The organism is Geobacter sp. FeAm09 (assembly GCF_008330225.1).
Lineage (GTDB): Bacteria > Desulfobacterota > Desulfuromonadia > Geobacterales > Pseudopelobacteraceae > Oryzomonas.
This window is the reverse complement of the sequence record NZ_CP042466.1, coordinates 1,505,918-1,528,584: the sequence shown is the minus strand read 5'-3', so window position 1 is coordinate 1,528,584 and position 22,667 is coordinate 1,505,918. Positions and strand designations below refer to the sequence as shown.

The 22,667-nt window shown below is 62.7% G+C and carries 19 protein-coding genes and 1 pseudogene; 10 read left to right on the top strand and 10 right to left on the bottom strand.

All coding sequences use genetic code 11. The features are described 5' to 3' along the window. Positions 1 to 11 precede the first annotated feature (11 nt). Complete coding sequence (locus tag FO488_RS07250; RefSeq protein ID WP_149209941.1) at positions 12 to 212, bottom strand: helix-turn-helix transcriptional regulator; 201 nt, start codon at positions 210 to 212, stop codon at positions 12 to 14. Positions 213 to 461: 249 nt separating this feature from the next. On the opposite strand from FO488_RS07250, the gene FO488_RS07245 reads away from it, so the two are divergent. Then, on the top strand, positions 462 to 1,298 hold the full coding sequence (locus tag FO488_RS07245; protein ID WP_149209940.1) for a cytochrome C: 837 nt from the start codon (positions 462 to 464) through the stop codon (positions 1,296 to 1,298). A gap of 127 nt (positions 1,299 to 1,425) precedes the next feature. On the opposite strand, the gene FO488_RS07240 is transcribed toward FO488_RS07245, so the two are convergent. From FO488_RS07240 to FO488_RS07225, 4 genes and pseudogenes are all read right to left on the bottom strand, one after another. Next, a complete protein-coding gene (locus tag FO488_RS07240; RefSeq protein WP_240732209.1) occupies positions 1,426 to 2,691 on the bottom strand; it encodes a putative nucleotidyltransferase substrate binding domain-containing protein in 1,266 nt (421 codons plus the stop codon). A gap of 82 nt (positions 2,692 to 2,773) precedes the next feature. Further along, positions 2,774 to 4,760 (bottom strand): annotated as a pseudogene (locus tag FO488_RS07235) (cation acetate symporter). A gap of 13 nt (positions 4,761 to 4,773) precedes the next feature. Beyond that, complete coding sequence (locus tag FO488_RS07230; RefSeq protein WP_149209939.1) at positions 4,774 to 5,082, bottom strand: DUF485 domain-containing protein; 309 nt, start codon at positions 5,080 to 5,082, stop codon at positions 4,774 to 4,776. A gap of 97 nt (positions 5,083 to 5,179) precedes the next feature. After that, entirely contained in the window at positions 5,180 to 5,956 is a 777-nt protein-coding gene (locus FO488_RS07225) for an IclR family transcriptional regulator (RefSeq protein WP_149209938.1), read from the bottom strand. Between the two features lie 465 nt (positions 5,957 to 6,421). Here FO488_RS07225 and secA point away from each other — a divergent pair, with 465 nt between their 5' ends. From secA to trpC, 5 genes are all read left to right on the top strand, one after another. After that, positions 6,422 to 9,112: a preprotein translocase subunit SecA gene (gene secA, locus FO488_RS07220; protein ID WP_149209937.1), complete on the top strand. Its 2,691-nt coding sequence runs from the start codon at positions 6,422 to 6,424 to the stop codon at positions 9,110 to 9,112. A gap of 127 nt (positions 9,113 to 9,239) precedes the next feature. After that, positions 9,240 to 10,421, top strand: a complete 1,182-nt coding sequence (argJ, locus tag FO488_RS07215; RefSeq protein WP_149209936.1) for a bifunctional glutamate N-acetyltransferase/amino-acid acetyltransferase ArgJ — start codon at positions 9,240 to 9,242, stop codon at positions 10,419 to 10,421. A gap of 322 nt (positions 10,422 to 10,743) precedes the next feature. Beyond that, positions 10,744 to 11,871 (top strand): response regulator, encoded by a 1,128-nt coding sequence (locus FO488_RS07210; RefSeq protein WP_149209935.1) that lies wholly within the window; start codon positions 10,744 to 10,746, stop codon positions 11,869 to 11,871. Positions 11,872 to 11,982: 111 nt separating this feature from the next. Continuing rightward, on the top strand, positions 11,983 to 13,041 hold the full coding sequence (gene trpD / locus FO488_RS07205; protein WP_149209934.1) for an anthranilate phosphoribosyltransferase: 1,059 nt from the start codon (positions 11,983 to 11,985) through the stop codon (positions 13,039 to 13,041). Between the two features lie 59 nt (positions 13,042 to 13,100). Then, positions 13,101 to 13,907, top strand: coding sequence for an indole-3-glycerol phosphate synthase TrpC (trpC, locus tag FO488_RS07200; RefSeq protein WP_149209933.1), 807 nt, complete (start codon positions 13,101 to 13,103; stop codon positions 13,905 to 13,907). Here trpC and FO488_RS07195 read toward each other — a convergent pair. Beyond that, positions 13,904 to 14,488, bottom strand: a complete 585-nt coding sequence (locus FO488_RS07195) for a flavodoxin family protein (protein WP_149209932.1) — start codon at positions 14,486 to 14,488, stop codon at positions 13,904 to 13,906. The two genes, trpC and FO488_RS07195, sit on opposite strands and share 4 nt — an antisense overlap. Before the next feature lie 114 nt (positions 14,489 to 14,602). Between FO488_RS07195 and FO488_RS07190 the strand changes: the two genes are divergently transcribed. Continuing rightward, entirely contained in the window at positions 14,603 to 14,833 is a 231-nt protein-coding gene (locus FO488_RS07190) for a hypothetical protein (protein ID WP_149209931.1), read from the top strand. A 21-nt stretch (positions 14,834 to 14,854) separates the two neighbouring features. On the opposite strand, the gene FO488_RS07185 is transcribed toward FO488_RS07190, so the two are convergent. Further along, positions 14,855 to 16,201, bottom strand: coding sequence for a S41 family peptidase (locus FO488_RS07185; protein WP_149209930.1), 1,347 nt, complete (start codon positions 16,199 to 16,201; stop codon positions 14,855 to 14,857). A 147-nt stretch (positions 16,202 to 16,348) separates the two neighbouring features. Between FO488_RS07185 and FO488_RS07180 the strand changes: the two genes are divergently transcribed. Continuing rightward, entirely contained in the window at positions 16,349 to 16,786 is a 438-nt protein-coding gene (locus tag FO488_RS07180) for a DUF4149 domain-containing protein (protein ID WP_149209929.1), read from the top strand. Between the two features lie 81 nt (positions 16,787 to 16,867). After that, the gene (locus FO488_RS07175; RefSeq protein WP_149209928.1) at positions 16,868 to 17,155 is read left to right on the top strand and encodes a hypothetical protein; all 288 of its coding nucleotides are present in this window, start codon (positions 16,868 to 16,870) and stop codon (positions 17,153 to 17,155) included. Positions 17,156 to 17,167: 12 nt separating this feature from the next. Here the strand turns inward: FO488_RS07175 and FO488_RS07170 are convergent, their stop codons facing one another. After that, positions 17,168 to 17,422, bottom strand: a complete 255-nt coding sequence (locus FO488_RS07170; protein ID WP_149209927.1) for a hypothetical protein — start codon at positions 17,420 to 17,422, stop codon at positions 17,168 to 17,170. Positions 17,423 to 17,741: 319 nt separating this feature from the next. Here FO488_RS07170 and FO488_RS07165 point away from each other — a divergent pair, with 319 nt between their 5' ends. Next, positions 17,742 to 18,929 carry an MFS transporter gene (locus tag FO488_RS07165; protein ID WP_149209926.1) on the top strand — a complete coding sequence of 396 codons (1,188 nt, stop codon included), beginning with the start codon at positions 17,742 to 17,744 and terminating at the stop codon, positions 18,927 to 18,929. 40 nt (positions 18,930 to 18,969) lie between these two features. On the opposite strand, the gene FO488_RS07160 is transcribed toward FO488_RS07165, so the two are convergent. Together FO488_RS07160 and FO488_RS07155 are read right to left on the bottom strand one after the other, a co-directional pair. Further along, complete coding sequence (locus FO488_RS07160; protein ID WP_149209925.1) at positions 18,970 to 20,343, bottom strand: sigma-54 dependent transcriptional regulator; 1,374 nt, start codon at positions 20,341 to 20,343, stop codon at positions 18,970 to 18,972. 59 nt (positions 20,344 to 20,402) lie between these two features. Continuing rightward, positions 20,403 to 22,619 (bottom strand): PAS domain-containing sensor histidine kinase, encoded by a 2,217-nt coding sequence (locus FO488_RS07155; RefSeq protein WP_149209924.1) that lies wholly within the window; start codon positions 22,617 to 22,619, stop codon positions 20,403 to 20,405. Positions 22,620 to 22,667: the final 48 nt, after the last annotated feature.

The following is a 22,667-nucleotide window of genomic DNA, read 5'->3' as shown; positions in this document are numbered from 1 at the left end:
TCCCGTTGTCGTTAATCCTGAAAGACCTTGTTTTTGTCGTCCAGCGAGTAGCCTAACGCGAGGATAATCTTTCGCTTGGTTTCAAGACGGCAGCTTTCGCCCCGCTCGATCCGGTCCACCGTAAGCGCGGACACGCCAGCCTTGCGGGCAAGTTCCGATTTACTCATGAGCTTCGATTCGCGGATTGTCTTTACCTTGTTTGTGCATTTCATAGCATTACCACACCGCCTCTTATTTTAGCTTGCTCACCTATTTACAACAATTTAAAGAACTGTCAACCATTTTTTATATAATTTATACATAAAAAGTTAATTAATTGCATAATATCCCATAAAATAAGAACACGTACATGATCGGGACAGGGGAGGACGCCGGGCCCCGCGCAAAATGCCTGTTGCAAAATTCACCTTATTTTGCTTATAATTAGCCCCGATTTTATTAATTGACATGAAGGAGGAGAAATGAGAACCGCAGCCCGAATTCTTGCAGCACTATCCCTGGCCGTCAGCTTCGCCGCCGGTGCATGGGCCGCCGACGCCCCCGCCACGACGCTTGTCAACCTTGACTGCGTAAAATGCCATGCCAAGCCCCCGGCAGACATTGCGGCAGCGGGCGGAGCCCACAAAACGAGTGTATCGTGCCTGGATTGCCACGTCGGCCACCCGCCGGCGGTCAAAAAGCCGATCCCCAAATGCAGCATGTGTCACTCGGACAAGCCGCACTACAAGCTTGCGGGCTGCCTCTCCTGCCACAAGAATCCGCATAAGCCCAAGGACATCTCCTTCGGCCGCAACGTGACCGACCCCTGTCTTTCCTGCCACAGTGGCCAGATCAAGCAGCTCAGGGAGAACAAGAGCAAGCATACCGCCCTGAACTGTTCCTTCTGTCACGACGTGCACGGCAAGATCCCCCTGTGCACCCAGTGTCACAAGCCCCACTCCAGCGACATGACCGCCGCCGACTGCAAAAGCTGCCATAAGGCCCATATGCCGAAGGTGGTTACCTACGGTTCGTCGCTCGCCAACAAGAATTGCGCCGCCTGCCACAAAAACGCCATGTCCTTCCTGGCGGCCAGCAAGGCGAAACACGGCAAGCTCCTGTGCGTAACGTGCCACCAGAACAAGCACAAGATGCTGCCCAAGTGCCAGGATTGCCACGGCACCCCGCATCCGGCCGGCATCCTGACCAAGTTCCCCAAATGCCAGGATTGCCACAACATCGCCCATGACCTGAACAACTGGACGAACAAGGCGCCCGCGGTGAAGGCCAAGAAGGCCGCCGCCAAAAAACGCCCGTAGTTCCGGCAACCACAAAACGGGAAGCAAACAGAAAAGGGAGTGTCGTGCGACGCTCCCTTTTCCATTCCCCCTTCCCCCCGAAGGAGCCCGCTGATCCCGGACGCGCCCCGGCAGGCGGCGGCAGCGGCTACACGATCGAAAAATTCGTGTGGATGATTTTCTGCAACTCCTCGATCCTGATAATGGCGTGGCGGATCTTTTCATGTTCTTCCGCCGGCAGCCGGTAGGGGTTGAGGTAGTGGGAATCCCCCTGGACGCCCTTGATTACGTTGATCTGCATGAGGATACGGTATTTGGTCAGGATATAATACGCCTCGCGCAGGCCTTGGGCCATCTCCGCCGAAAAACTCCCCTCCTTTTCGAGAAAGGCGATACGCTCCACGGTGTTCGTGGCCGGCACCCCCTGGTTGATGGCGAGGATGCGGATATTCATCACCAAGGGCGCCCAGGCCAAAAGCTTCAGATTGAATTCCCCCTTGTGTTCGCCGCTCCCCTCGGTCCAGAGCCGCTTCATGAACCCCAACGCCAGCCGCATCTCGGTCGCCGCCCGGGCCATCCCCCACAACACCTGAAAGTAGTCCCGCTCCATGCCCCTGATCAGACCGATCAGTTCCTCGGCTATGGAACGGTTTCCGGCGACATGGCGGGCATCGGAGAGGACGATCAGATCCATCATGTTCTTGCCGTAATCCTCCACCTCGTACCTGACAATGGCCAAAAGACGCTTGCGCCATTGGGCGAGGGAACCGCGCCAGGTGGCGTTCGTCGGCATGATGCCGCCGGTGCAGCGCTTGAAACCGGCCTCCTCCAGCCGATCCACCAACAGCGTGGAGTAGTCGAGGAAATAGCGATCCGCCTCCTCGCCGCCGCCGTCGCCGTAGACGATCAGGTAGTCCTGGTCCGTAATCAGGGTCTGTTCCTCGCGTCCGTCGCTGCCCATGCTGATCAGGGCAAAGGGGACGGGGGGCGCGGGCCGCCCGCTGTTTTCGAGTTCTTCGGCCACCGTGGCCATGGCGCGCTCGGCCAGTTCGTCCCGGTACCGGGTGCAGTTGTGATGAAGGGAGGCAACGGAAAAAAGCAGGAGAAAGCGCTCGACCTCGATCCGGTTCAGGGCCTCATGGATGCCTTTCAACCCCTCGTGCCCGGCCCCGGCAATGCCGTGCATGAGCCGGTCGCCTTCGGCGCGCCATTCCGCCATACGCCGGCGGTCCTCATCCAGGAGAGCGGAGATGCTCCTCAGGAAACGGCCGATCTCGTCGGCCGTGCAGTAACGGCCGATACGGCGCGGATCGGGCAGCGCTCCCAGGACATCGCGCTCCCCTCCCCCGGCGCCGGGATGACGGGCTGCCGCCGGCTCCACGGTTGCCGGCACATGCCGTGACATTCGCCTCATGGTGGGCCCCTGAACGGTACAAAATAAATGGGGAAAGCCAAAAGCTTTCCCCATTATACACCTGCTCGCGAATATTACACCATCAGTGGTCGATGGCCTTGGCCATGCCGATACCGGTGTTCTGACGCACATAGATCTCGTCGAACATCTCTTCGGAACGCCTGCTGGGGAACGCCAGGGCGCCCAGGATGGCGGCCAGGAAGCCCAGCGGGATGGAGATGATGCCCGGGTTCTTCAGCTTCAGGATCGGCTTGTCGAGCCCCATGATGGAGGTGCCGTCCTTGTTCTTCTCGTAATCGACCCTGGCCTTGGCAAGGGCCTTGGCGTCCTTCTCGTCAAGCTGGGCGCCCATGGGCAGGGATGCCTGCTTCTTCTCCATGGCGACGATGACCTTCTGGGCCCCGGCCGCGACCACCTTGGGATAGGTCATGTTGGGGGATACCATCACCAGGCCGATGGAGGCAACCGTGCCGACCACCAAGCCGGAGATCACGCCAGCGGTGTTGAATTTCTTCCAGAAGAGCGACAGGATGACCACCGGCAGGTTGCCGGAGGAAGCCACGGCAAAGGCCAGGGCCACCAAATGGGCAACGTTGGCCTTCTCCGCCATGAGGCCGATGGCGATACCGGCGGCACCCACGACCAGGGAGGTGATACGGGCGGCCATGACCTGCTCGTGCTGGTCGGCATGCCCGTCCTTGATCACGTTGACGTAGATGTCGTGGGCGATGGCTGCCGAGGCGGCCAGAACCAGACCGGAGACCACCGCCAGGATGGTGGCGAAGGCGACCGAGCAGAGGAAGGCCAGGAAGAGGTCGCCGACGATCGGGGCGATGTCCGCACCCAACTGCTGGGCCAGGAGCAGGGTGGCCATGTTGCCGCCCGGGTCAACCGACATAATGCCCTGGGGGGTCACATGGATGGCGGCGCCGAAACCGAGCAGGGTGGTCAGGACGTAGAAACCGCCGATGATGAACATGGCGATGATGACCGATTTGCGGGCGGCCTGGGCGGTGGGCACGGTGAAAAAGCGCATCAGGATGTGGGGCATGCCGGCGGTGCCGAACACCAGGGCCATGCCGAGGGAGATCTGGTCCAGCGGCGCCTTCATGAACAGGGCCGGCTCAAGGAAGCGCTGCCCCGCCTCCACGCCGCCCAGGGTGACGCCATCCTTCAGCACCAGTTTGGAGACGTGGTCCTGGATATCGGGGCTATTGACGATGTCGGAGAAGAAACCGATCGGGTTGAAGCCCGCCTTGGCCATGACCAGCACCGACAGCAGGAAGGCACCCGACATGAGCAGCCCGGCCTTGATGATCTGGACCCAGGTGGTGGCGGTCATGCCGCCGAAGACGACATAGCCGACCATCAGGATGCCGACGCCGATGATGGAGGTCTTGTAGGAGACCCCGACCAGGAGCGCCATCAGCTTGCCGGCGCCGACCATCTGGGCGGTCAGGTAGAAGGTGGAGACGGCTACGGTGGAGATGGCCGCCACGGCGCGCACCGGTTTCGGGTCGGTACGGAAGGAGAGGATATCCCCCAGGGTGTACTTGCCGGCGTTGCGGCACGGCTCGGCCACGATCAGGAGCACGGTGATGTAGGCCACCAGCCAGCCGACCTGAGTACATGAACCCGTCATAACCGTAGAGCGAGATCAGGCCGGAGATCCCCAGGAAGGAGGCCGCCGACATGTAGTCGCCGGCAATGGCCCAGCCGTTCTGGGTGCCGGTGATGCCGCCGCCGGCGGCGTAGAAGTCGGCCGCGGTCTTGGTGTGCCGGGCGGCCCAGACGACGACGGCCATGGTGATGCCGATGATGACGGCGAACATGGTGAGGGTGATGGTCTTGTCGGCCTTGAGCTCCTTCTTCTTGAGCGGGGCCTTGGCCGGGGCCGGGGCCGGAGCCTGGGCGGCCGGCGCCGTCATGGTCGTGGAGGGTGCGGCAGGAGCGGTCGCGGCCGGTGCGGCGCCGGTACCCGCGGGGGCCTTGGCGGGCTCTTCGGCAAAGGCGGCCACGGCTACGGAAAGAGCCAGGCCGGCGGCAATGGTGATATGCTTGAGAGTCATGTCGTATCCTCCTTTACTGGATTTCTTCGACCAGTTCCCTGGTCAGCCGGTCAAAGTCCTTGTTGGCAACATGGGCGTAGTACAGGGCCAAGCCCCAGGAAACGAAGAACTGGGAAAGGGCGAAGATGTACCCGAAGTTGATGACGCCGATGATCTTGATCTTGAACAGGCCCGGTGCATACGCCGCTCCGATGGGCAGCAGGAAGTAATACACGCAGGAGAATATCCACCAGCCGAAGAGGAAGGCGGATTTTTTGTGATGCAGTTCGATAAACTTGGGATTCTTCGCAATTGCTGACCAGTCGTACTGTTTCTCTGCCATGGGGTGCTCCTTTCTCTTTGTAAACGTGGTCGGCTCACACATCCTTCACGGGTATCCGCCAGCAAACCCCTCCTTTCACATTTCATGGATCGTGAATCTAATAAGCCGGCATCCTGGCATAGCCGAATTTCATGGAAATGATCTCCGCGCCTTCACGCATTGAAGGCACGATCTCCTGCTCCAGCCGTTCCTGAAGCATGCGGAACGCCGGAGCCAGCATGGTGAGCGCCCCCACGACCTTGCCGGCATAATCGCGGATCGCCACCGCCACGGCGCAGATGCCATCCCCTACCCCGCCAAAGTCGATGGCCACGCCGTTCTTGCGTATTTCATGCAGCTCCCTCTCCAGTTGTTTCAGGTCGGGCACCCCGTTCTTTCCGGCGCGGCGCCGCCCCATATATTTGATGATGTCCGGAGAACTCATGGCCTTGATGGCCTTGCCGGCGGCGTTGGTGAAGAAGGGGAAGCGCTGCCCCACCATATCCATGGCCTTTACCTGCTGGAACGAGTCCACCATATCGAGAAACAGCACTTCATCGTTGTTCATCACGGTGATGTACACCGCTTCGTCGTGCTTGCGCGCCAACTCCTCCATCACCGGGTGGGCGAGCCTGATCAGGCTCGTGCTTTTCAGAATGTGCTGCGCCATCTCGAAGGCATGCAGGCCGAGCCGGTAAGCCCCCTCGCCGTCCCGTTCGATGAACCCGCTGTCCTCGAGGGTTGCCAGCAGCCGGAAGACCTTGTTCCTGCTCAGGTCGAGCCTTTGGGCCAGCAGGGGGACGGTCACGTGCGCCCCCTCGGCCGCCAGGGCCTCCAGAAGATCGAACGCTTTGAGAACCGACTGAACCGAGTATGCCCCTCTTGCCCTGTCCATAGCATCTCCGCGGCATTCCGCAACAAATGCAACTACCGTTTTAAAATATCCAAACCAACCATTTAATTTATTATCTAATACAACGTTCTAAAAATGTCAACGCATTTTTATGCACCGCACGATCAAATAAATTTTATTGGTTAATTTCAAAAGTTTATAAACAAATACCCCTGTAGCAACATGGTGCTTACCGAGATTTACGATGATACTAACCTCCGTTTTATTCAATATATTTTTTAGTATTTTTAAACGCTATTGCTTTACAATGTAATACACACCGGTCCGCAGCCACAGCCAGATGGCCGCCGGGCACGCCGCCTCCGGAAACAGGCCGCATATCCCGCCGCAAGCCCGTATCCAGAGCCGTCCAGCGCCGGTCATCCCTGATTTTTATTGAAGTGCCGTGCCGAGTTATGCTAGTTTTGAAAGCTATTTTGTCGTCACTAAATTTCGTGGGAGATTGTAATGTTCGGTTCCCTTATCAAAAAAATCGTCGGCAGCAAGAACGAACGCGAACTCAAGAAGCTCTGGCCGATCGTTACCAAAATCAACGGCATGGAATCCTCCATCGCCCAGCTTACGGATGAGCAGTTGCGCGGCAAGACGGCCGAGTTCAAGGAGCGCCACGCCAAGGGTGAATCCCTCGACGCCCTCCTGCCCGAGGCGTTTGCCGTCTGCCGCGAGGCGGGCAAGCGGGTGCTGGGGATGCGCCATTTCGACGTACAGCTGATCGGCGGCATGGTGCTGCACTCCGGCAAGATCTCCGAGATGAAGACCGGCGAGGGGAAGACCCTGGTGGCCACCCTGCCCGCCTACCTGAACGCCATCTCCGGCAAGGGGGTACATGTCGTCACTGTCAACGACTACCTGGCAAAGCGCGACGCCGAGTGGATGGGCAAGCTGTACGGCTTTCTGGGGCTCGAGGTCGGCGTGATCGTGCACGGCCTCGAGGATGACGAGCGCCGGGACAACTACGCCGCCGACATCACCTACGGGACCAACAACGAGTTCGGCTTCGACTATCTCCGGGACAACATGAAGTTCTCCCTGGACGACTACGTCCAGCGCGGCTTCAACTACGCCATCGTGGACGAGGTGGACTCGATCCTGATCGACGAGGCCAGGACGCCGCTGATCATCTCCGGCCCGACGGAGGAATCCACCGACAAGTACTACATCATCGACCGCATCATCCCGATGCTGCAGCGGGGCGAAGTGAAGGAGGTCGAGGCCAACACCCTCTCGGGCAAACGCAAGCAGTACACCGGCGATTTCACCATCGACGAGAAGGCCAAGAGCGCCACCCTCACCGAGCAGGGGGTCCTGAAGGTCGAAAAGCTGCTCAAGGTGGACAACCTGTACGACCCGCGCAACATAGAGTCGCTGCACCACGTCCAGCAGGCCCTGCGGGCTCACGCCATGTACAAGCGCGACGTGGACTACGTGGTCAAGGACGGCGAGGTGATGATCGTGGACGAGTTCACCGGCCGCCTCATGCCGGGGCGCCGCTGGTCCGACGGCCTGCACCAGGCCATCGAGGCCAAGGAAGGGGTCAAGATCGAAAACGAGAACCAGACCCTGGCCACCATCACCTTCCAGAACTATTTCCGCATGTACAAGAAGCTCTCCGGCATGACCGGCACCGCCGATACCGAAGCCGAGGAATTCAACAAGATCTACAAGCTGGAAGTAGTGGTCATCCCGACCAACCGACCGTTGTTGCGCCCGGACTTCCCGGACGTGATCTACAAGACCGAGATGGAGAAGTTCGCGGCGGTCATTGAGGACATCAAGGAACATTACGCCGGCGGCCAGCCCTGCCTGGTGGGCACCATCTCCATCGAAAAGTCCGAGGTGCTCTCGGAACTGCTCAAGCGCCAGGGGATTCCCCACAACGTATTGAACGCCAAACAGCACGAGCGCGAGGCCGAGATCGTGGCCCAGGCCGGCCGCAAGAACGCCATCACCATCGCCACCAACATGGCCGGCCGCGGTACCGACATCCTCCTGGGGGGCAATCCGGACTCCCTGGCCAAGCAGTGGCGCCGGGCCAACCCCGAGGCCACCGACGAGCAGTTCGCGGCGGAACTGGAAAAATTCAGGGCCCAGTGCGCCGTGGAGCACGACGAGGTGGTCAAGCTGGGGGGCCTGCACATCCTGGGCACCGAGCGCCACGAGTCCCGCCGCATCGACAACCAGCTGCGCGGCCGCTCCGGACGCCAGGGCGACCCCGGTTCGTCCAAATTCTACCTCTCGCTCCAGGACGACCTGCTCCGGATCTTCGGCTCCGAGCGGGTGGCGAAGATCATGGACCTGCTCAAGATCGAGGAGGGTGAGGCCATCACCCACACCATGATCACCAAGTCCATAGAAAACGCCCAGAAAAAGGTGGAGGCCCACAACTTCGACATCCGCAAGCACCTGATCGAGTACGACGACGTCATGAACAAGCAGCGCGAGGTGATCTACACCCAGCGCCGCGAGATCCTGGCGGGACAGGACATCCGCGACAACTTCCTGGATATGCTGGACGAGACCATCGAGGATATCTCCGCCACCTACTGCATCGAAAGGATGCCGGCCCATGAATGGGATTGGCAGGCCATCGGCGAACTGGTGTTCAAATGTTTCAACCTCCACCTGGACCTGCCCGGGGAGGCGCTGGACCGGCTGAATCCGACCAACTTCCAGGAGACGCTCAAAGAACAGGCCCACGCCATCTTTCAGGCCAAGGTCGCCGAATTGGGAGACGAATTGATCGATCACCTGATCAAGGTGATGATGCTCCAGGCCATCGACAACCACTGGAAAGACCACCTGCTCAACATCGACCACCTGAAGGAAGGCATCGGCCTGCGCGGCTACGGCCAGAAGGACCCCAAGCAGGAGTACAAGAAAGAGGCCTACAACCTGTTCATGGAGATGATCGCCCGCATCCGCGAGGAGGTGGTGGAGCGCATCTACTGGGTTCAGGTCAATCACGAGGACGAGATCCAGGAGATCGCCGAGGAGCAGCGTCCCCAGAAGCTGGTCTTCAACATCTCCGGGGACGAGGAGCGCCACCAGGAACCGGCCAAAAGCGCCAAGGTGGCGGGCAGGAACGACCCCTGCCCCTGCGGCAGCGGCAAGAAGTACAAGAAGTGCTGCGGTAAATAAAATCAGGACTATTTTGCCACAAAGCAACCAGGGCACCAAGAGCGGCATGAACACGAGGCATCGGTTTTTGCCCGTTCGATTTTCTTCGCGTTCTTTGTGCTTCTGTGGTTAACGAAAGGGGCTGACCATGGATATCAAAGGCTTTCAATTCGCCGCCGTGGAAGCGGCCATCAAGAAACAGGGGAGAAAGGACCTGGCCCTGATCTTTTCCGAGGTGCCGGCCCGGGCAGCGGCGGTGTTCACCACCAATGCCGTCAAAGCGGCTCCGGTCCTGCTCTCGGCGGAGCGGATCGCAGGGGGCCAGGCCCAGGCCCTGGTGGTCAACAGCGGCAACGCCAACGCCTGCACCGGCGAACAGGGGATGCGGGCCGCGCGGGAGACCTCGCGCCTGGTTGCCGAAGGGCTGGGGATTCCAGACGAGGCGGTGCAGGTATCCTCCACCGGGGTCATCGGCGTACAGCTCCCCATGGAGAGGATGCGGGCGGCGATTCCGCCCCTGGTGACGGGGTTGACCTCCGGCACCCTGGACGACGTGGCCGCCGCCATCATGACCACCGACACCTTCCCCAAGATGGAGGCCAGGAGCGGCCAGGCGGGGGGGATCGGCTACACGGTGGCGGGCATTGCCAAAGGCGCCGGCATGATCATGCCCAACATGGCGACCATGCTCTCCTTCATCATCACCGACGCCGCCGTGGACGCCCATACCCTGGACAGGTGCTTCCGCCGGGCGGTGACAACGTCCTTCAACGCCATCACCGTGGACGGCGACACCTCCACGAACGACACCTGCCTGGTGCTGGCCAACGGCATGGCGGGCAATCCGGCCATAGCCGGGGATACGCCCGAGGCCCTGGCGTTCGAGGCCCTGCTGCAGGACGTGCTCCTCTCCCTGGCCAAACAGATCGTGAAGGATGGGGAAGGCGCCACCAAATTCGTGGAAATCCGGGTCACCGGCGCCACAAGCGATGCCGACGCCAAGCGGGCGGCCATGGCCATCGCCAACTCCAGCCTGGTGAAGACCGCCTTCTTCGGCCAGGACGCCAATTGGGGCCGTATCTTTGCCGCCGTGGGCTACTCGGGGGCCGTGGTGGACCAATCCCTCCTTTCCCTCAGCTTCGACGCGGTCTGCATGGCAAAGAACGGCGTCTTTGCCGGCGGCGACGCGGAAGCGCTCGGCACCGAGGTGCTCAGGAAAAAGGAGTTCACCGTCAGCGTGGATCTCGGCCTCGGCACCGGGACCGCCACGGTCTATACCTCGGACCTGACCCACGAGTATGTGAGCATCAACGCCGACTACCGTTCCTGACCCCTCCGGGGCCGCGCCATAGCTTCCCCCACAAGCCCCCTCACGGGGGCTTTTTCACGTCCGGAACCGGGAAACGCGCGCCGCAGCCCGTCCCCTACTCCGACCGTCCCATCTCCGCGACTCTCGGGACTCCCGGTTATTCAACCGGTTGCGCAGCGACGGCTCCACCCCTCCGTGGCGGTTTTCGCCCCCCCGCGCACAAAGGCGTTCGGCCGAATCGCGCCGAAGTCGCTGAACTGCTTAAACCTTGACACCTTAGCAGCCGTATGGTAGCTTTCATCGCACTCCACACACCCCGTACGCGCGCACAAGGGAGGGAACGATGGGCATCAAAATTCTCCTTGCCGATGACAGCATCACTATCCAAAAAGTGATTGGCATCATTTTCGGCGGCGATGACTACTCCCTCACGGTAGTTGACAACGGCAAGGACGCTCTCGACAAGGCTCGGGAGGTTCTCCCCGACGCTCTGCTCATCGACGCGGTCATGCCGGGCATGACCGGCTACGAGGTCTGCGAAGCCGTTCGCGCCACTCCTGCCCTGGCCGCAAAACCGATCCTGCTCCTGACCGGCTCCTTTGAGCCGTTTGACGAAAACAAGGCCCACAGCTGCGGGGCCGATGATTTCCTTGCCAAGCCCTTTGAATCCCAACAGATCGTCACCAAGGTAAAAGCGCTCTTCGAACAGGGGGCGTCCCGCGCCTCAGCCGCCGCGCTGGCCCAACCGGCCCAGAAAGCACCTGTGTTCGAGCCCCCTCCCCCGGCGGCGGCTCCCGACCCGTTTGCCGCCGCGGCTCCCGCCGTGGAGAGCGCCAAACCCGAGGATATATGGGGGGCATTCACCCCCGCTGCAGAGCCCGCAGCGGCTGTCGCTGCCGCGCCCTTCCCGTTCGAACCGTCTCCGGCACCCGCTTTCGAGGCGGCGGCACCGGTGTTTGAGCCGCCCGCCTTCGAGCCGGCCGCAGCGGCGGCATTTGAAACGGTCGAAGAACAGGGCCACGTCTTTGCCATGCCCCACGAAGAGCCGACCTTTGCGCCCGTCCAGCCGGCGGCCGCGCCCGCAGGCACCGGTTCCCAGTGGATTCCGGTGGAAGAGCAGACCTTCGAGTTCCACTCCGACACCGACGCCTTTGCCGCTCCCCCGGCGCAGGAGGCGGCCTTCGGCGAGTTTTCCTTCGAGGAAGCCGCCCCGCAGGCTGCGCCTTTCGAGCCGGCTCCCGGCGTGCCGCCGGTCCGCGCGCCTTTCGAAGCATCTGTCCCTGCCGCTGTTGTCGAAGCGAGCGCGCCGCCCCCCCTCCCCCAGGCCGGCGCCATCAGTGAAGAACAGCTCAGGGCAGCCATCGCCGGCGCTTCGAAAGAGGTGATCGAGCGGATCGTGTGGGAGATCGTGCCGGATCTGGCCGAGGCCATGATCAAGGAAGCCATCCTCAAGATTCAGGAGCGGCGCTAGGCCACACCTGACAAGCACATATCACGACAATGGGGATGACTTTGCATCCCCATTTTTTATTTTCAGCGCGACCGTTATCCCTTCCGGGGGACGGAGGAGGAGAGTTGGACAATGATCAGAAAAGCCATAGCAAAAATCGTTGAGCGGCAGGACCTCTCGGAAGGCGAGATGATCGAGGTGATGAACCAGATCATGTCGGGCGAATGCACCCAGGCCCAGGTCGGCTCGTTTATCACCGCCCTGCGCATGAAGGGGGAGACGGTGGAGGAGATCGCCGGCGCTGCCCGGGTCATGCGCGAACGGGCCACACCGATCCGGGTCGGCCGGAATGTGCTGGGGATCGACCGGGACGACATCAACATCGACCGGGAAACCATCCTGGACGTGGTGGGCACCGGCGGTGACGGCACCAATACCTTCAACATATCCACCACCGTGTCGTTCGTGGTCTCGGCCTGCGGCGTCAAGGTGGCCAAGCACGGCAACCGCTCGGTCTCCTCGGCCTGCGGCAGCGCCGACGTGCTGGAGAAGCTGGGCATCAACCTGGATGTCACTCCGGAAACCGTGGAAAAATGCATCGCCGGGATCGGCATCGGCTTTTTGTTCGCCCCGGCCCTGCACGGTGCCATGAAATACGCCATCGGCCCGCGCCGCGAGATCGGCATCCGCACGATCTTCAACATCCTGGGCCCCCTCACCAACCCGGCCGGGGCCGACTGCCAGGTCATGGGTGTCTACCGGGCCGACCTGGTGGAGAAGCTGGCCGGGGTCCTGCAGCGGTTGGGCTGCAAGCACGGCTTTGTGGTGTGCGGCAGCGACGGCATGGACGAGATGACCCTGACCGGCGAGACCCTGGTGGGCGAGGTCACGCCGGCGGGGGTGCGGCTGATGACGGTTACGCCGGAGCAGGTGGGGCTTGCCCGCTGCCCCATGGATATCCTGAAGGGAGGCGACGCCACGGCCAACGCCGCCATCGTGCGTTCGGTGCTGACCGGGGAAAAGGGGCCACGGCGGGACATCGTCCTGTTGAACGCCGCCTACGCCCTGATGGCGGCAGGCAAGGTCGCCACACCGGCCGAAGGGATTGCCCTGGCCGCCGAGGCCATCGATTCGGGCCGCGCCATGACACAGCTCGAAAAACTGGTAGAACTGACGAACCGGTCGGAATGATTTTTATACCCCCCGGTCCCGGACACCGGGGGAAGAGCCAAGGAAAGACAGAGCCACCCATGAACAACGATACGGCCGATGTACTGAAAAAGATCAACGAACACAAGCGGGGAGAGGTGGCCGCTGCCCGGGCGGCCACGCCCCAGGCTGAACTCCGGGCCCGCATCGCCGACCTGGAGGATACGCCGCGCGGCTTCGAGCGTGCCCTGCGGAGCGCAGTCGCCTCGGGCTGGACCGCCATCATCGCCGAGGTGAAGAAGGGCTCCCCGAGCAAGGGGGTCATCCGGGAGGCGTTCGACCCCCTGGAGATCGCCGAGGTCTACCAGGAAAACGGCGCCACCTGCCTGTCGGTGCTCACCGACGAGCAGTTCTTCATGGGGCACCTGCGGCTCTTGGCCCTGATCCGCGAAACGGTCAGCCTGCCGCTGTTGCGCAAGGACTTCATCGTCGATCCGTACCAGATTTACGAGGCCCGCGCCGCCGGGGCCGACGCCATCCTCCTGATCGCCGCCTCCCTCGACCCGGGACAGCTGCGGGAATTCCACGCCATCGCCCGGGAGCTGCACCTGGACGTGCTGCTGGAGGTCCACGACGAGGCGGAGATGGAAGCGGCCCTTGGGACCGAGTGCACCCTCATCGGCGTCAACAACCGCAACCTGCGCACCTTTGCCATCGACCTGGACACAACGGCCCGCCTGGCCCGCATGCTCCCCCCCGACCGGCTGCTGGTGGCCGAAAGCGGCATCAACTCCCGCGCGGACATCGAGCGCCTGGCCGCCGACGGCGCCCGCGCCTTTCTCGTGGGCGAGTCGCTGATGCGCGAAGCGGATATGGGCGCCAAGCTGCGGGAGTTGGGGGGGCTCTAAGCCCCCTGCCCCAGCACCAGTTTTCGGGCCACCTCGTCGGCCTGTTCGAACAGGTGCGTCCTCTTGGTGACGGTGCTCCGCTCCGAAAGGCCGCACCCCCGCACCATGAGCCCCTCCTCAAAGCCGTACCACCGGAAGAATTCGCTGTAGCGCGGAAACACATCGGCAAACCGGGCCTCGTCAGGGCTCCCCTGGGAGAAGACGAAGGCCAGCCGCTTGCCCGGCACCAGGCGCGCAGGCTGGGGATTGGCGTAATAATCGGGCACCAGATAGGAAAAGGTCCGGTCGATGAAGTTCTTCAACTGGCCGGCCACATCCCCGTAATAGACCGGCGTGGCCAGGACCAGGGCGTCCGCCTCCCGCACGCTCTCCAGCACCGCCGCCAGGTCGTCGTTCAGCACGCATCGCTCAAGGGTGGTCTTGCAGGCGTAGCATCCCTGGCACCCACGGTACGCAAGGCCGTTCAGGTACACGGTCTCCGTCTCCGCCCCCAATTCCTGCGCCCGCTGCACGATATGCGCGGCAATGGTGGCGCTGTTCCCGTTGCGGCGGGGGCTACCCAACAGACAGACAAGTTTCATGACAGGCATCTCCTTCCCCTGGCCACACGGCATATGGGGCTCTCTTTGAAATTGACATTTTTGCGGTATTTCTCCACTATGCCCCAGCAGACAAGAACCGGGGAGGAATAATTCATGGCGGGTATACGCGGGATCGGTTTGGCCATAACGGCCTTTGCGGTTTACATCATCGGCGGCATCGGCACCTTCGCCGGCGTCGCCCTGATCATGTTCATGAAAGGGCGCGACCTGTGGGGCTGGGGCGAGGGGCGCGCCATCGGCTACCTGTTTCTCTGCGCCGGGCTCTGCCTCTCCATACTGGGGGTGCTGCTGATGCGCATCTTCCGCAACCGGGGTCTTTCGTGATCCCCCTTTGCGGGACGACCGCTACGGCAGCGCGGTAACGCCCTTCTGCCGGAGCAGGTCCAGGGAGCGCAGCAGTTCCAGCGCACGGCTCAACTGGTAGTCCTTGGCCGTCTCGGCGGCAGCCCCCTTCTTCGCTCCGCGGGGGATGGCCGCCTCCCCTTCCGCGTCTCTTTCCTCGCCGCCCGGCTCCAGCCTGTTCTCCAGATCCTTTTCCCTCAGCTCCGTTCCCTTGCCGGCGTTTTTGTCGGCCACCGGCCCGGCAGTGCCGACCTCGATGTCCGGCGTGATCCCCTTTGCCTGGATGGAGCGGCCGCTGGGGGTGTAGTAGCGCGCCGTGGTCAGCTTGAGCGCCCCGTTGTCGCGCAGTGGAAAGATGCTCTGCACCGACCCCTTGCCGAAGCTCTGTTTCCCCATGATGACGGCCCGTCGGTGGTCCTGGAGCGCGCCGGCCACGATCTCGGAAGCGCTGGCGCTGCCGCCGTTGATCAGCACGACGATCGGGTAGCGGGGCTCCTTGGCCCCCAGGGTGGCGTGGAAGTTCTGGGTGGCATCGGGCGTGCGCCCCCGTATGGAGACGATGAGCGTATGCGCGGCGTCGTCGCCGATGAAGTTGTTGGCCACCTCCACCGAAGACTCCAAAAGGCCTCCCGGATTGTAGCGCAGGTCGATGACCAGCCCCTTGAGCGTGCCGCCCGAGGCGGCGCGGAGCGCCTGCAGCGCCTGGGTGAATTCATCGCCGGTACGCTCCTGGAACTGGGTGATCCGTATCAGGCCGTACCCCGGCTCCAGCAGCCGGGACTTGAGGCTCTTGACCCGGATGACGGCGCGGACCAGCCTGAAGGTCCGGGGTTGGGAGGAATCCCCCCGCAGGATGGTCAGCACGACCGGGCTCCCCGGTTCGCCGCGCATGCGCTTGACGGCCGCCGAGATGTTCATCCGCTCCGTGGGGACTCCGTCGATCTTGTAGATGTGGTCGTTCCCCTGGATGCCGGCCCGGAAAGCGGGCGTGTCCTCGATGGGGGCGATGACCGTCAGCCGGCCGTCCTTCATGCCCAATTCCAGGCCGATGCCGCCGAAACTCCCCGACATCTGGACTTCCATCTCATGGTACGGTTCCGGGGGGAGATAGGCGCTGTGGGGGTCGAGGGAGGCCAGCATGCCGTCCACCATGCTCTGGACGAGCTTCTTGGCATCGGGCTTTTCCACGTAGTTTTTGACCACCGCCCCATAGGCCTCGTTCAGGAGCGAGACGTAGGCGGCGTCGGCATGCCTGCCGGGCGCAGTCCAGCGACTGGCGAAGATCAGGGCCAGGCACACGGCGATGCCGGCGGCGAGAAGGGACAGCAGCAGTTTTGAGCGTAGTTTCATGCCTGGGCATCCCGCAACGGTGAGTTTTGGCCTAGTTCTACATCATTCTGCGCCGTTTTCCCACGATTAATTTACATCCCCCCCCAACTTGGTGTATCGTTGCACCGAATCACAAACCGAAACCGGCATAACGCCACGGGAGTTGCCATGCAGATCGCCGCCCTGCTCTACCGCCTGTCCATCGCCTTCTGGACCGGGGGGACCGCCCTGTTCACCTTCATCCTGACGCCCATGCTCTTCAAGGCCCTCTCCCGGGACCAGGCCGGCCAGATCGTGGGCATCCTCTTTCCGGGATATTTCCGCTGGGGCCTGGCCTGCGGCGCCGTCGCCCTCATCTGCCGGCTCATCATGCGCGGCACCGCGCTCGTGCCGGCCTGCCTGCTGGTCGTCATGCTGGCCCTTACCTCGTTCCAGGCCTTCTCCATCGAGCCGCGGGCGGCCGCCCTCAAGCGGCAGATACCGTCCTTCGACACGACCCCCAAGGAGCATCCGCTCCGGAAGGAGTTCGCCAAACTGCACGGCATCTCGGCCGGGTGCAACCTGGCGGTCGTGGCCGGCGGCATCGCCCTGGTGATCATGCCGTAACTTGCAGGGGCTCAAACGCGGGAAAGACGTGGCGGCACTGCGGCGGAACTGTCGATTTCAAGCGAGAAGGAGAAATGAGGAATGGGAATTACCGTCAAGGCGTCCGACCTGAAGTTCAAATACCCGAAGGACCTGCAAAACCGCGAGGAGCCGAAGTTCAGCGGCATACCGGACCCTACCCCCTTCAATCGGGACGATCTCTACGACATCCTCCCCATGATGGAGGCGGTCATGGATGCCCTGGAGAGCACCGATGGCCGGGTGCTGCACCTCCTGGAGGACATCCTCAACGAGATGCCGCGCTTCTTCGTCACGCGGGAAGAGGTGTACGCCTGCCTCGTGGCAACGGCCCGGGAGCGCCTGCCCTAAGCGCCTCCCGTGTCACGAGCAGGAACAGCCGGAGCGGGATGCGGTGCACGACGCCGCGCACCCCTTCTGCTTGACCGGCGGCACCCCTCCCCCCGTCTTGAGGCGTTCCAGGGAGGTCCTGGCGATCAGCCAGGAGCCGTCCTCCTGCTCCACCCCTTCCACGGTCCCCTCCCTCAGCAGCATCAGCAGCCTGAGGCCCGTGGTGGCAAGCTCTTCCACCGCCTCGTCGAACGCCATCATCGTGGCCTGTTTTTCCGTTTTGTCCATAACGCCTCCCGTAGTCTCCGTTCCGCTTCCGGATACGGTTCACCCGAAACGGATTCACGGGGCGTGCCAGCAGGCGCCAGCCCCATAATATGCCGATTTAGCTGCACTTTATCGAACAGCAGGCCGACGACGCGGCGGAATGCCCCCCAAACTGCCGCTTGTTGAGGCACGGTGCCGCCCTGTTGGGCAGTTTCCGTCCCAAACAGGAGTCATTCACTTTTTTACAATTGAAGCAAAGGCGGCGGCGCGTTATCATGGAAGCAGCACGACCCCGACAACGTCCCCGGCCCAGGGACAGAAACAGATGCGGAGCATTCACATGTTCAGCGGCATCGGCGCCAACGTCCTCATACTCGGCCTGGTCAGCTTCCTGACCGATGTCTCCAGCGAGATGATCTATCCCCTGCTCCCCCTGTTCGTCACCGGGGTGCTGGGTGCCGGCCCGGCTTTCCTGGGCATGATCGAGGGGGTCGCCGAATCCACGGCAGCGCTTTTGAAACTGGCGTCGGGCATCGCCTGCGACCGTATCCGGGGGCGCAAGGGGCTTGTCCTCTTCGGCTACGCCCTGTCGTCCCTGTCGCGGCCCCTCATCGCCCTGGCCGCCTCCCCCCTCGCCGTCCTTGCCGTCCGCTTTTCCGACCGAGTCGGCAAAGGCATCCGCACCTCCCCGCGGGATGCCCTGATCGCCGACTCCACCGCTGCCGGTCTGCGCGGCAAGGCCTTCGGCTTTCACCGTTCCCTCGACCATGCCGGCGCCATTGTCGGCCCCTTGCTGGCGACCGCCCTTATGGCGTGGTTCGTCGCCGACCTGCGCACGGTCTTCTGGCTGGCCGCCCTCCCCGGCGTCCTGGCCGTGGCCCTGATCGCCTTCAAGGTGCGGGACGTGGCGCACCCGGTCTCCAGCGGAGACCTGCGCGCCGCAGCGCTGGCGCCGGCCCGGCACATCAGGGGCTATCTGCTGATCCTGCTGCTCTTTACCCTGGGCAATTCCTCCGACGCCTTCCTGCTCCTGCGGGCGGGGCAGTTGGGCGTGGCGCCGGCCCGCATACCGCTTCTCTGGACCTTCTTCCACGTCGTCAAGATGTGCTCCGCCATGCCCTTCGGCACCCTGTCCGACCGGATCGGCCGCCGGGGGGTGATCATCGCCGGCTGGGCGGTCTATACCATAGCCTATGCCGGTTTTGCCCTGGCCGCGGCCGAGTGGCACATCTGGCTCCTGTTCGCCTGGTACGGGCTGTTCTACGGCATGACCGAGGGGGTGGAAAAGGCCTACCTGGCGGATCTGGCGGCACCGGCCGAACGGGGGAACGCCTTTGGATGGTACAACTGTGCGGTGGGGGTCGGCGCCCTGCCCGCCAGCCTCCTGTTCGGCGCGATCTGGCAAAGGTTTTCGCCCCAGGCGGCGTTCAGTTTCGGGGCCGGGCTGGCATGCCTGGCAGCCCTCTGCCTGTTCGCCTGGTCCCGCTCCCGCCCGTCCGCCCCGAAAACGACGACGCCAGGACCGTGACGGGCCCTGGCGCCGGTATCTCCTGTGTCATGCGCCGAAACTACTTCCTGACGTCGATCCCATAGCTCTTGATCTTACGGTGCAGGTTGCTCCGCTCCAGTTCGATGACCTCGGCGGTGCGGGAGATGTTCCAGTCGTTTTCCTCCAGCTTCTGGATGATGAACTCCCGCTCGAACCCTTCCCGGGCCTCCCGCAGGGTCCCCATGGGCTGCCCCGCCTCGGGCCGGTGCTCGGCGAGGTCGGACAGGGGGGCGGCGCCGTGCAGTTCCGGGACATCGGCCGCGGTGATGGTCCGGCCCGGGGTCATGATCAGGATGCGCTCCACGATGTTTTTCAACTCCCGCACGTTGCCGGGCCAGTCGTAGCGGGCGAGCAGATCCAGGGTCTCGGGCTGGAAGGTCTTGGGCTCACGCCCCTCCCGCCGGTAGAACTGGGCGACGAAATGCTGCACGAGCACCGGGATGTCCTCGCGCCGCTCCCTGAGGGCGGGCACCCGGAACGGCACCACGTTGAGGCGGTAGTACAGGTCCTCCCGGAACCGTCCCTGGCCGATCTCCTCCTCCAGCGCCTTGTTGGTGGCGGCAATGATCCGCACATCCACCGTCACCAGCCGGGTGCCCCCCACCCGCTCGAAGCACCGTTCCTGGAGGATGCGCAGGACCTTGGCCTGGGTCCGAAGCGACATGTCGCCGATCTCGTCCAGAAACAGGGTGCCGCCGTCCGCCAGGTCGAATTTGCCCTTCTTCTGGGCGACGGCGCCGGTAAAGGCCCCCTTTTCGTGGCCGAACAGCTCGCTTTCGATCAGCTCTTCCGGTATGGCGGCGCAATTGATGGCGATGAAGGGCCGGTCCCGCCGCGGGCTGTAATAATGGAGCGAACGGGCCGCCAACTCCTTGCCGGTGCCGTTCTCCCCGGTGACCAGCACCGAGGCGGTGGTGGGGGCGACGCGCATGATCTGCTCCCGCAGCCGGGACATCACCGGGGCGCTGCCGATCATCTCATGTTCGTTGGCCACCACCCGCTTGAGTTCCTCGTTCTCCACCCGCAGGTCCTTCATGTGCAGGGCGTTCACCACGCTGATGAGCACCTTGTCCAGGGAGAGCGGTTTCTCGATGAAGTCGAACGCGCCGAGCTTGGTGGCGCGGACCGCCGTTTCGATGGTGCCGTGCCCCGAGATCATGATCACCGTGATCTGGGGGAAGTGGGTCTTGAGGCGCTCCAGCGTCTCCAAGCCATCCATGCCCGGCATCCATATGTCCAGGAGCACCAGGTCGGGCAACTCCTGCTGGGCGCACTCCAGGGCCTCCACACCGTTCTCCGCCGTAAGCACCTGATACCCCTCGTCCTCCAGGATACCGGTCAGGGATATTCTGATATCCTTTTCATCATCAACGACCAGAATTGTTTTCGACATGCGTTACCCCTCAACATTCAGTAAAGTAAAAATGGTCCCCGTCCGCGGTGGCGCTCCCGTCATGCCGCCGGCAGCTCCACGATAAAGCAGGCCCCCTGCGGCTGGTTGTCCTTGACCCGCACGAAGCCGCTGTGATCGGTGACCACGCTGCTGACGATGGCCAGCCCGAGGCCGGTGCCCGACTTCTTGGTGGAAAAATAGGGCTCGAACAGGCGCGGCTTGTCTTCGGGCGCGATGCCGGGGCCCGTGTCGGCAACCGCGAATGACGCCATCTTCAGTTCGGCATCGTAGCTGCTGGTGATCCTGACCGTCCCCTTCTCTCCCATGGCCGCCACGGCGTTCTCCAGCAGGTTGATGATCACCCGCTTGATCTGGTCCCGGTCGATCTTGAGCAGGGGCAGGTGCCCGTCCGGCTCGAACTGGAACGCCACGCCCCGGTGGGCCTCGTGGTAGAGGGTCAGGGTCTCGCTGATCAGGGCGTTGAGATCGTTGGGCTCCGGCTGGATCGCCGGCATGCGGGCGAAATTGGAAAACTCGTTGACCAGGTTCTTCAACTCGTCCACCGATTTTATGATCATTTCGGTGCACTCGTCGAAGACCGTCTCATCGCCGCTGAACCGGGACAGGTAGCGCTTGCGCAGGCGCTGGGCCGAAAGCTGGATCGGGGTCAGGGGGTTCTTGATCTCGTGGGCGATGCGCCGGGCCACCTCGCGCCAGGCAGCCATGCGCTGGACCTTCATCATCTGGGTCATGTCGTCCAGCACCAGCACCGTCCCCAGGATGACCCCCGCCTCGTCCCGCAGCATGGTGAGGTGAAGGTGCAGGGCCAGACGGGAGCCCTGAATGTCCAGAAAGATCTGCCGGCTGATGGTATCCTGCTTGGAAAGCGCCAGGTCCCGCACCACCTCCTTGACGATCTCCAGATGCTTCTCCCGCAGCACGTCGCGGAAATTCCGGCCCAGCACCTTGCCGGTGTTGATGTTCAGGAGGCGCTCGGCGGACTTGTTGATGGTGGTCACCATCCCGGTCTTGTCCACCGAGATCACCCCGGCGGCCACGTTGCGCAGCACGATCTCCATGTACTGGCGGCGCTCCTCGATCTCCTGGTTGATGCGGGACAACTCCTGGTTGGAGGCGTTGAGCGCCCGCTGTTTGCCGCGCAGGTCCTCGGTCATGCGGTTGAAGGAGTGGATGAGCATGCCGATCTCGTCGGCCGAGTAGGATTCGATGTGGATGTCCAGATTGCCGTCCGCCACGGCGCGGGTGGCGTCCACCAGGTCCTGGAGCGGCTTGGTCATGCTGCTGGCCAGGTAGACACCCATCCAGTAGGCGAAGAACACGATGACCGCGGTAATGAGGAACAGGGTGGCGATATAGCCGGTGCGGATCGGGTTCTTCATGATCTTGAGCTGGCGGAACTCGTGATAGGAGCCGGTGATCTCCTTCATCTTGTTGACCAGCGAATAGGGCACATAGTAGTTGACCACCACCACCCCGACCACGTCCGTCTGGTTCCAGGTGGAGTAGACCGGGACGATGCCCCGGATCAGGTCGGCCTTGCCGGCCTGGTTGATGCGCGTCAGCTCCTCGCCCACCAGGCCGCGCTTGATGTCCTCGGAAGCGGGATTGGTGAACTCGCTCTGGGGCACGTTGGGATTGGAGGAGCGGACCAGTTCCTCCCGCTGGGCCGAATAGACCTCCACCACCCCCAGGTTGTACTCCTCCTGCTTCTGCCGGACCAGCTCCTTGAGCCGGGGCAGATTGGCCTCGTTGAGCAGTTTCTGGGACTTGATGAAGGAACTGATCTGGCGGCCGTAATAGAGCGAGTTGGATGCGGAATTCTTGTAGTAGGTCTGGGCGACCTCCAGGGATTCGCTGAGGGAGGTTTCCACCTGGGCGTTGAACCAGTTGTGGACCGTATTGTTGATGAACCCGGCAGCGGCGAAAAAGAGCAGCATGGTGGGGATCAGGGACAGGCCGACGAACGAGAGCACCAGCTTGGTGCGCAGCCGTTTGGCGAACGGGTTGGTGCGGCTCTCCACGAAGAGCTTCACCACATTGCGGCAGACCAGGTACACCAGCAGGATGACCAGCATGACGACGACGTTGATGACGCCGAAGATGGCGATGTTGCTTCCCATGGGCGCGTCGGCGCTCAACTGGGTCAGGTGCATCTCCGTTTTGGTGAGAAAGATGATCAGGATGATCGCCAGGACGATGACCAGGGCCTCGCGTATCCGTTTTTTCCGTTCACCGGTTGTCAGTTTCGATTCCATGCCGGGCTCTTCCACCTTGGGGCTCCTGCCTGCGCAGGACCAGTTTTT

What these genes read in the sequence shown, in the direction of transcription:
- FO488_RS07250 (WP_149209941.1), bottom strand. Translation starts at nt 212, where the DNA reads ATGAAATGCACAAACAAGGTAAAGACAATCCGCGAATCGAAGCTCATG.
- FO488_RS07245 (WP_149209940.1), top strand. Translation starts at nt 462, where the DNA reads ATGAGAACCGCAGCCCGAATTCTTGCAGCACTATCCCTGGCCGTCAGC.
- FO488_RS07240 (WP_240732209.1), bottom strand. Translation starts at nt 2,691, where the DNA reads ATGAGGCGAATGTCACGGCATGTGCCGGCAACCGTGGAGCCGGCGGCA.
- FO488_RS07230 (WP_149209939.1), bottom strand. Translation starts at nt 5,082, where the DNA reads ATGGCAGAGAAACAGTACGACTGGTCAGCAATTGCGAAGAATCCCAAG.
- FO488_RS07225 (WP_149209938.1), bottom strand. Translation starts at nt 5,956, where the DNA reads ATGGACAGGGCAAGAGGGGCATACTCGGTTCAGTCGGTTCTCAAAGCG.
- secA (WP_149209937.1), top strand. Translation starts at nt 6,422, where the DNA reads ATGTTCGGTTCCCTTATCAAAAAAATCGTCGGCAGCAAGAACGAACGC.
- argJ (WP_149209936.1), top strand. Translation starts at nt 9,240, where the DNA reads ATGGATATCAAAGGCTTTCAATTCGCCGCCGTGGAAGCGGCCATCAAG.
- FO488_RS07210 (WP_149209935.1), top strand. Translation starts at nt 10,744, where the DNA reads ATGGGCATCAAAATTCTCCTTGCCGATGACAGCATCACTATCCAAAAA.
- trpD (WP_149209934.1), top strand. Translation starts at nt 11,983, where the DNA reads ATGATCAGAAAAGCCATAGCAAAAATCGTTGAGCGGCAGGACCTCTCG.
- trpC (WP_149209933.1), top strand. Translation starts at nt 13,101, where the DNA reads ATGAACAACGATACGGCCGATGTACTGAAAAAGATCAACGAACACAAG.
- FO488_RS07195 (WP_149209932.1), bottom strand. Translation starts at nt 14,488, where the DNA reads ATGAAACTTGTCTGTCTGTTGGGTAGCCCCCGCCGCAACGGGAACAGC.
- FO488_RS07190 (WP_149209931.1), top strand. Translation starts at nt 14,603, where the DNA reads ATGGCGGGTATACGCGGGATCGGTTTGGCCATAACGGCCTTTGCGGTT.
- FO488_RS07185 (WP_149209930.1), bottom strand. Translation starts at nt 16,201, where the DNA reads ATGAAACTACGCTCAAAACTGCTGCTGTCCCTTCTCGCCGCCGGCATC.
- FO488_RS07180 (WP_149209929.1), top strand. Translation starts at nt 16,349, where the DNA reads ATGCAGATCGCCGCCCTGCTCTACCGCCTGTCCATCGCCTTCTGGACC.
- FO488_RS07175 (WP_149209928.1), top strand. Translation starts at nt 16,868, where the DNA reads ATGGGAATTACCGTCAAGGCGTCCGACCTGAAGTTCAAATACCCGAAG.
- FO488_RS07170 (WP_149209927.1), bottom strand. Translation starts at nt 17,422, where the DNA reads ATGGACAAAACGGAAAAACAGGCCACGATGATGGCGTTCGACGAGGCG.
- FO488_RS07165 (WP_149209926.1), top strand. Translation starts at nt 17,742, where the DNA reads ATGTTCAGCGGCATCGGCGCCAACGTCCTCATACTCGGCCTGGTCAGC.
- FO488_RS07160 (WP_149209925.1), bottom strand. Translation starts at nt 20,343, where the DNA reads ATGTCGAAAACAATTCTGGTCGTTGATGATGAAAAGGATATCAGAATA.
- FO488_RS07155 (WP_149209924.1), bottom strand. Translation starts at nt 22,619, where the DNA reads ATGGAATCGAAACTGACAACCGGTGAACGGAAAAAACGGATACGCGAG.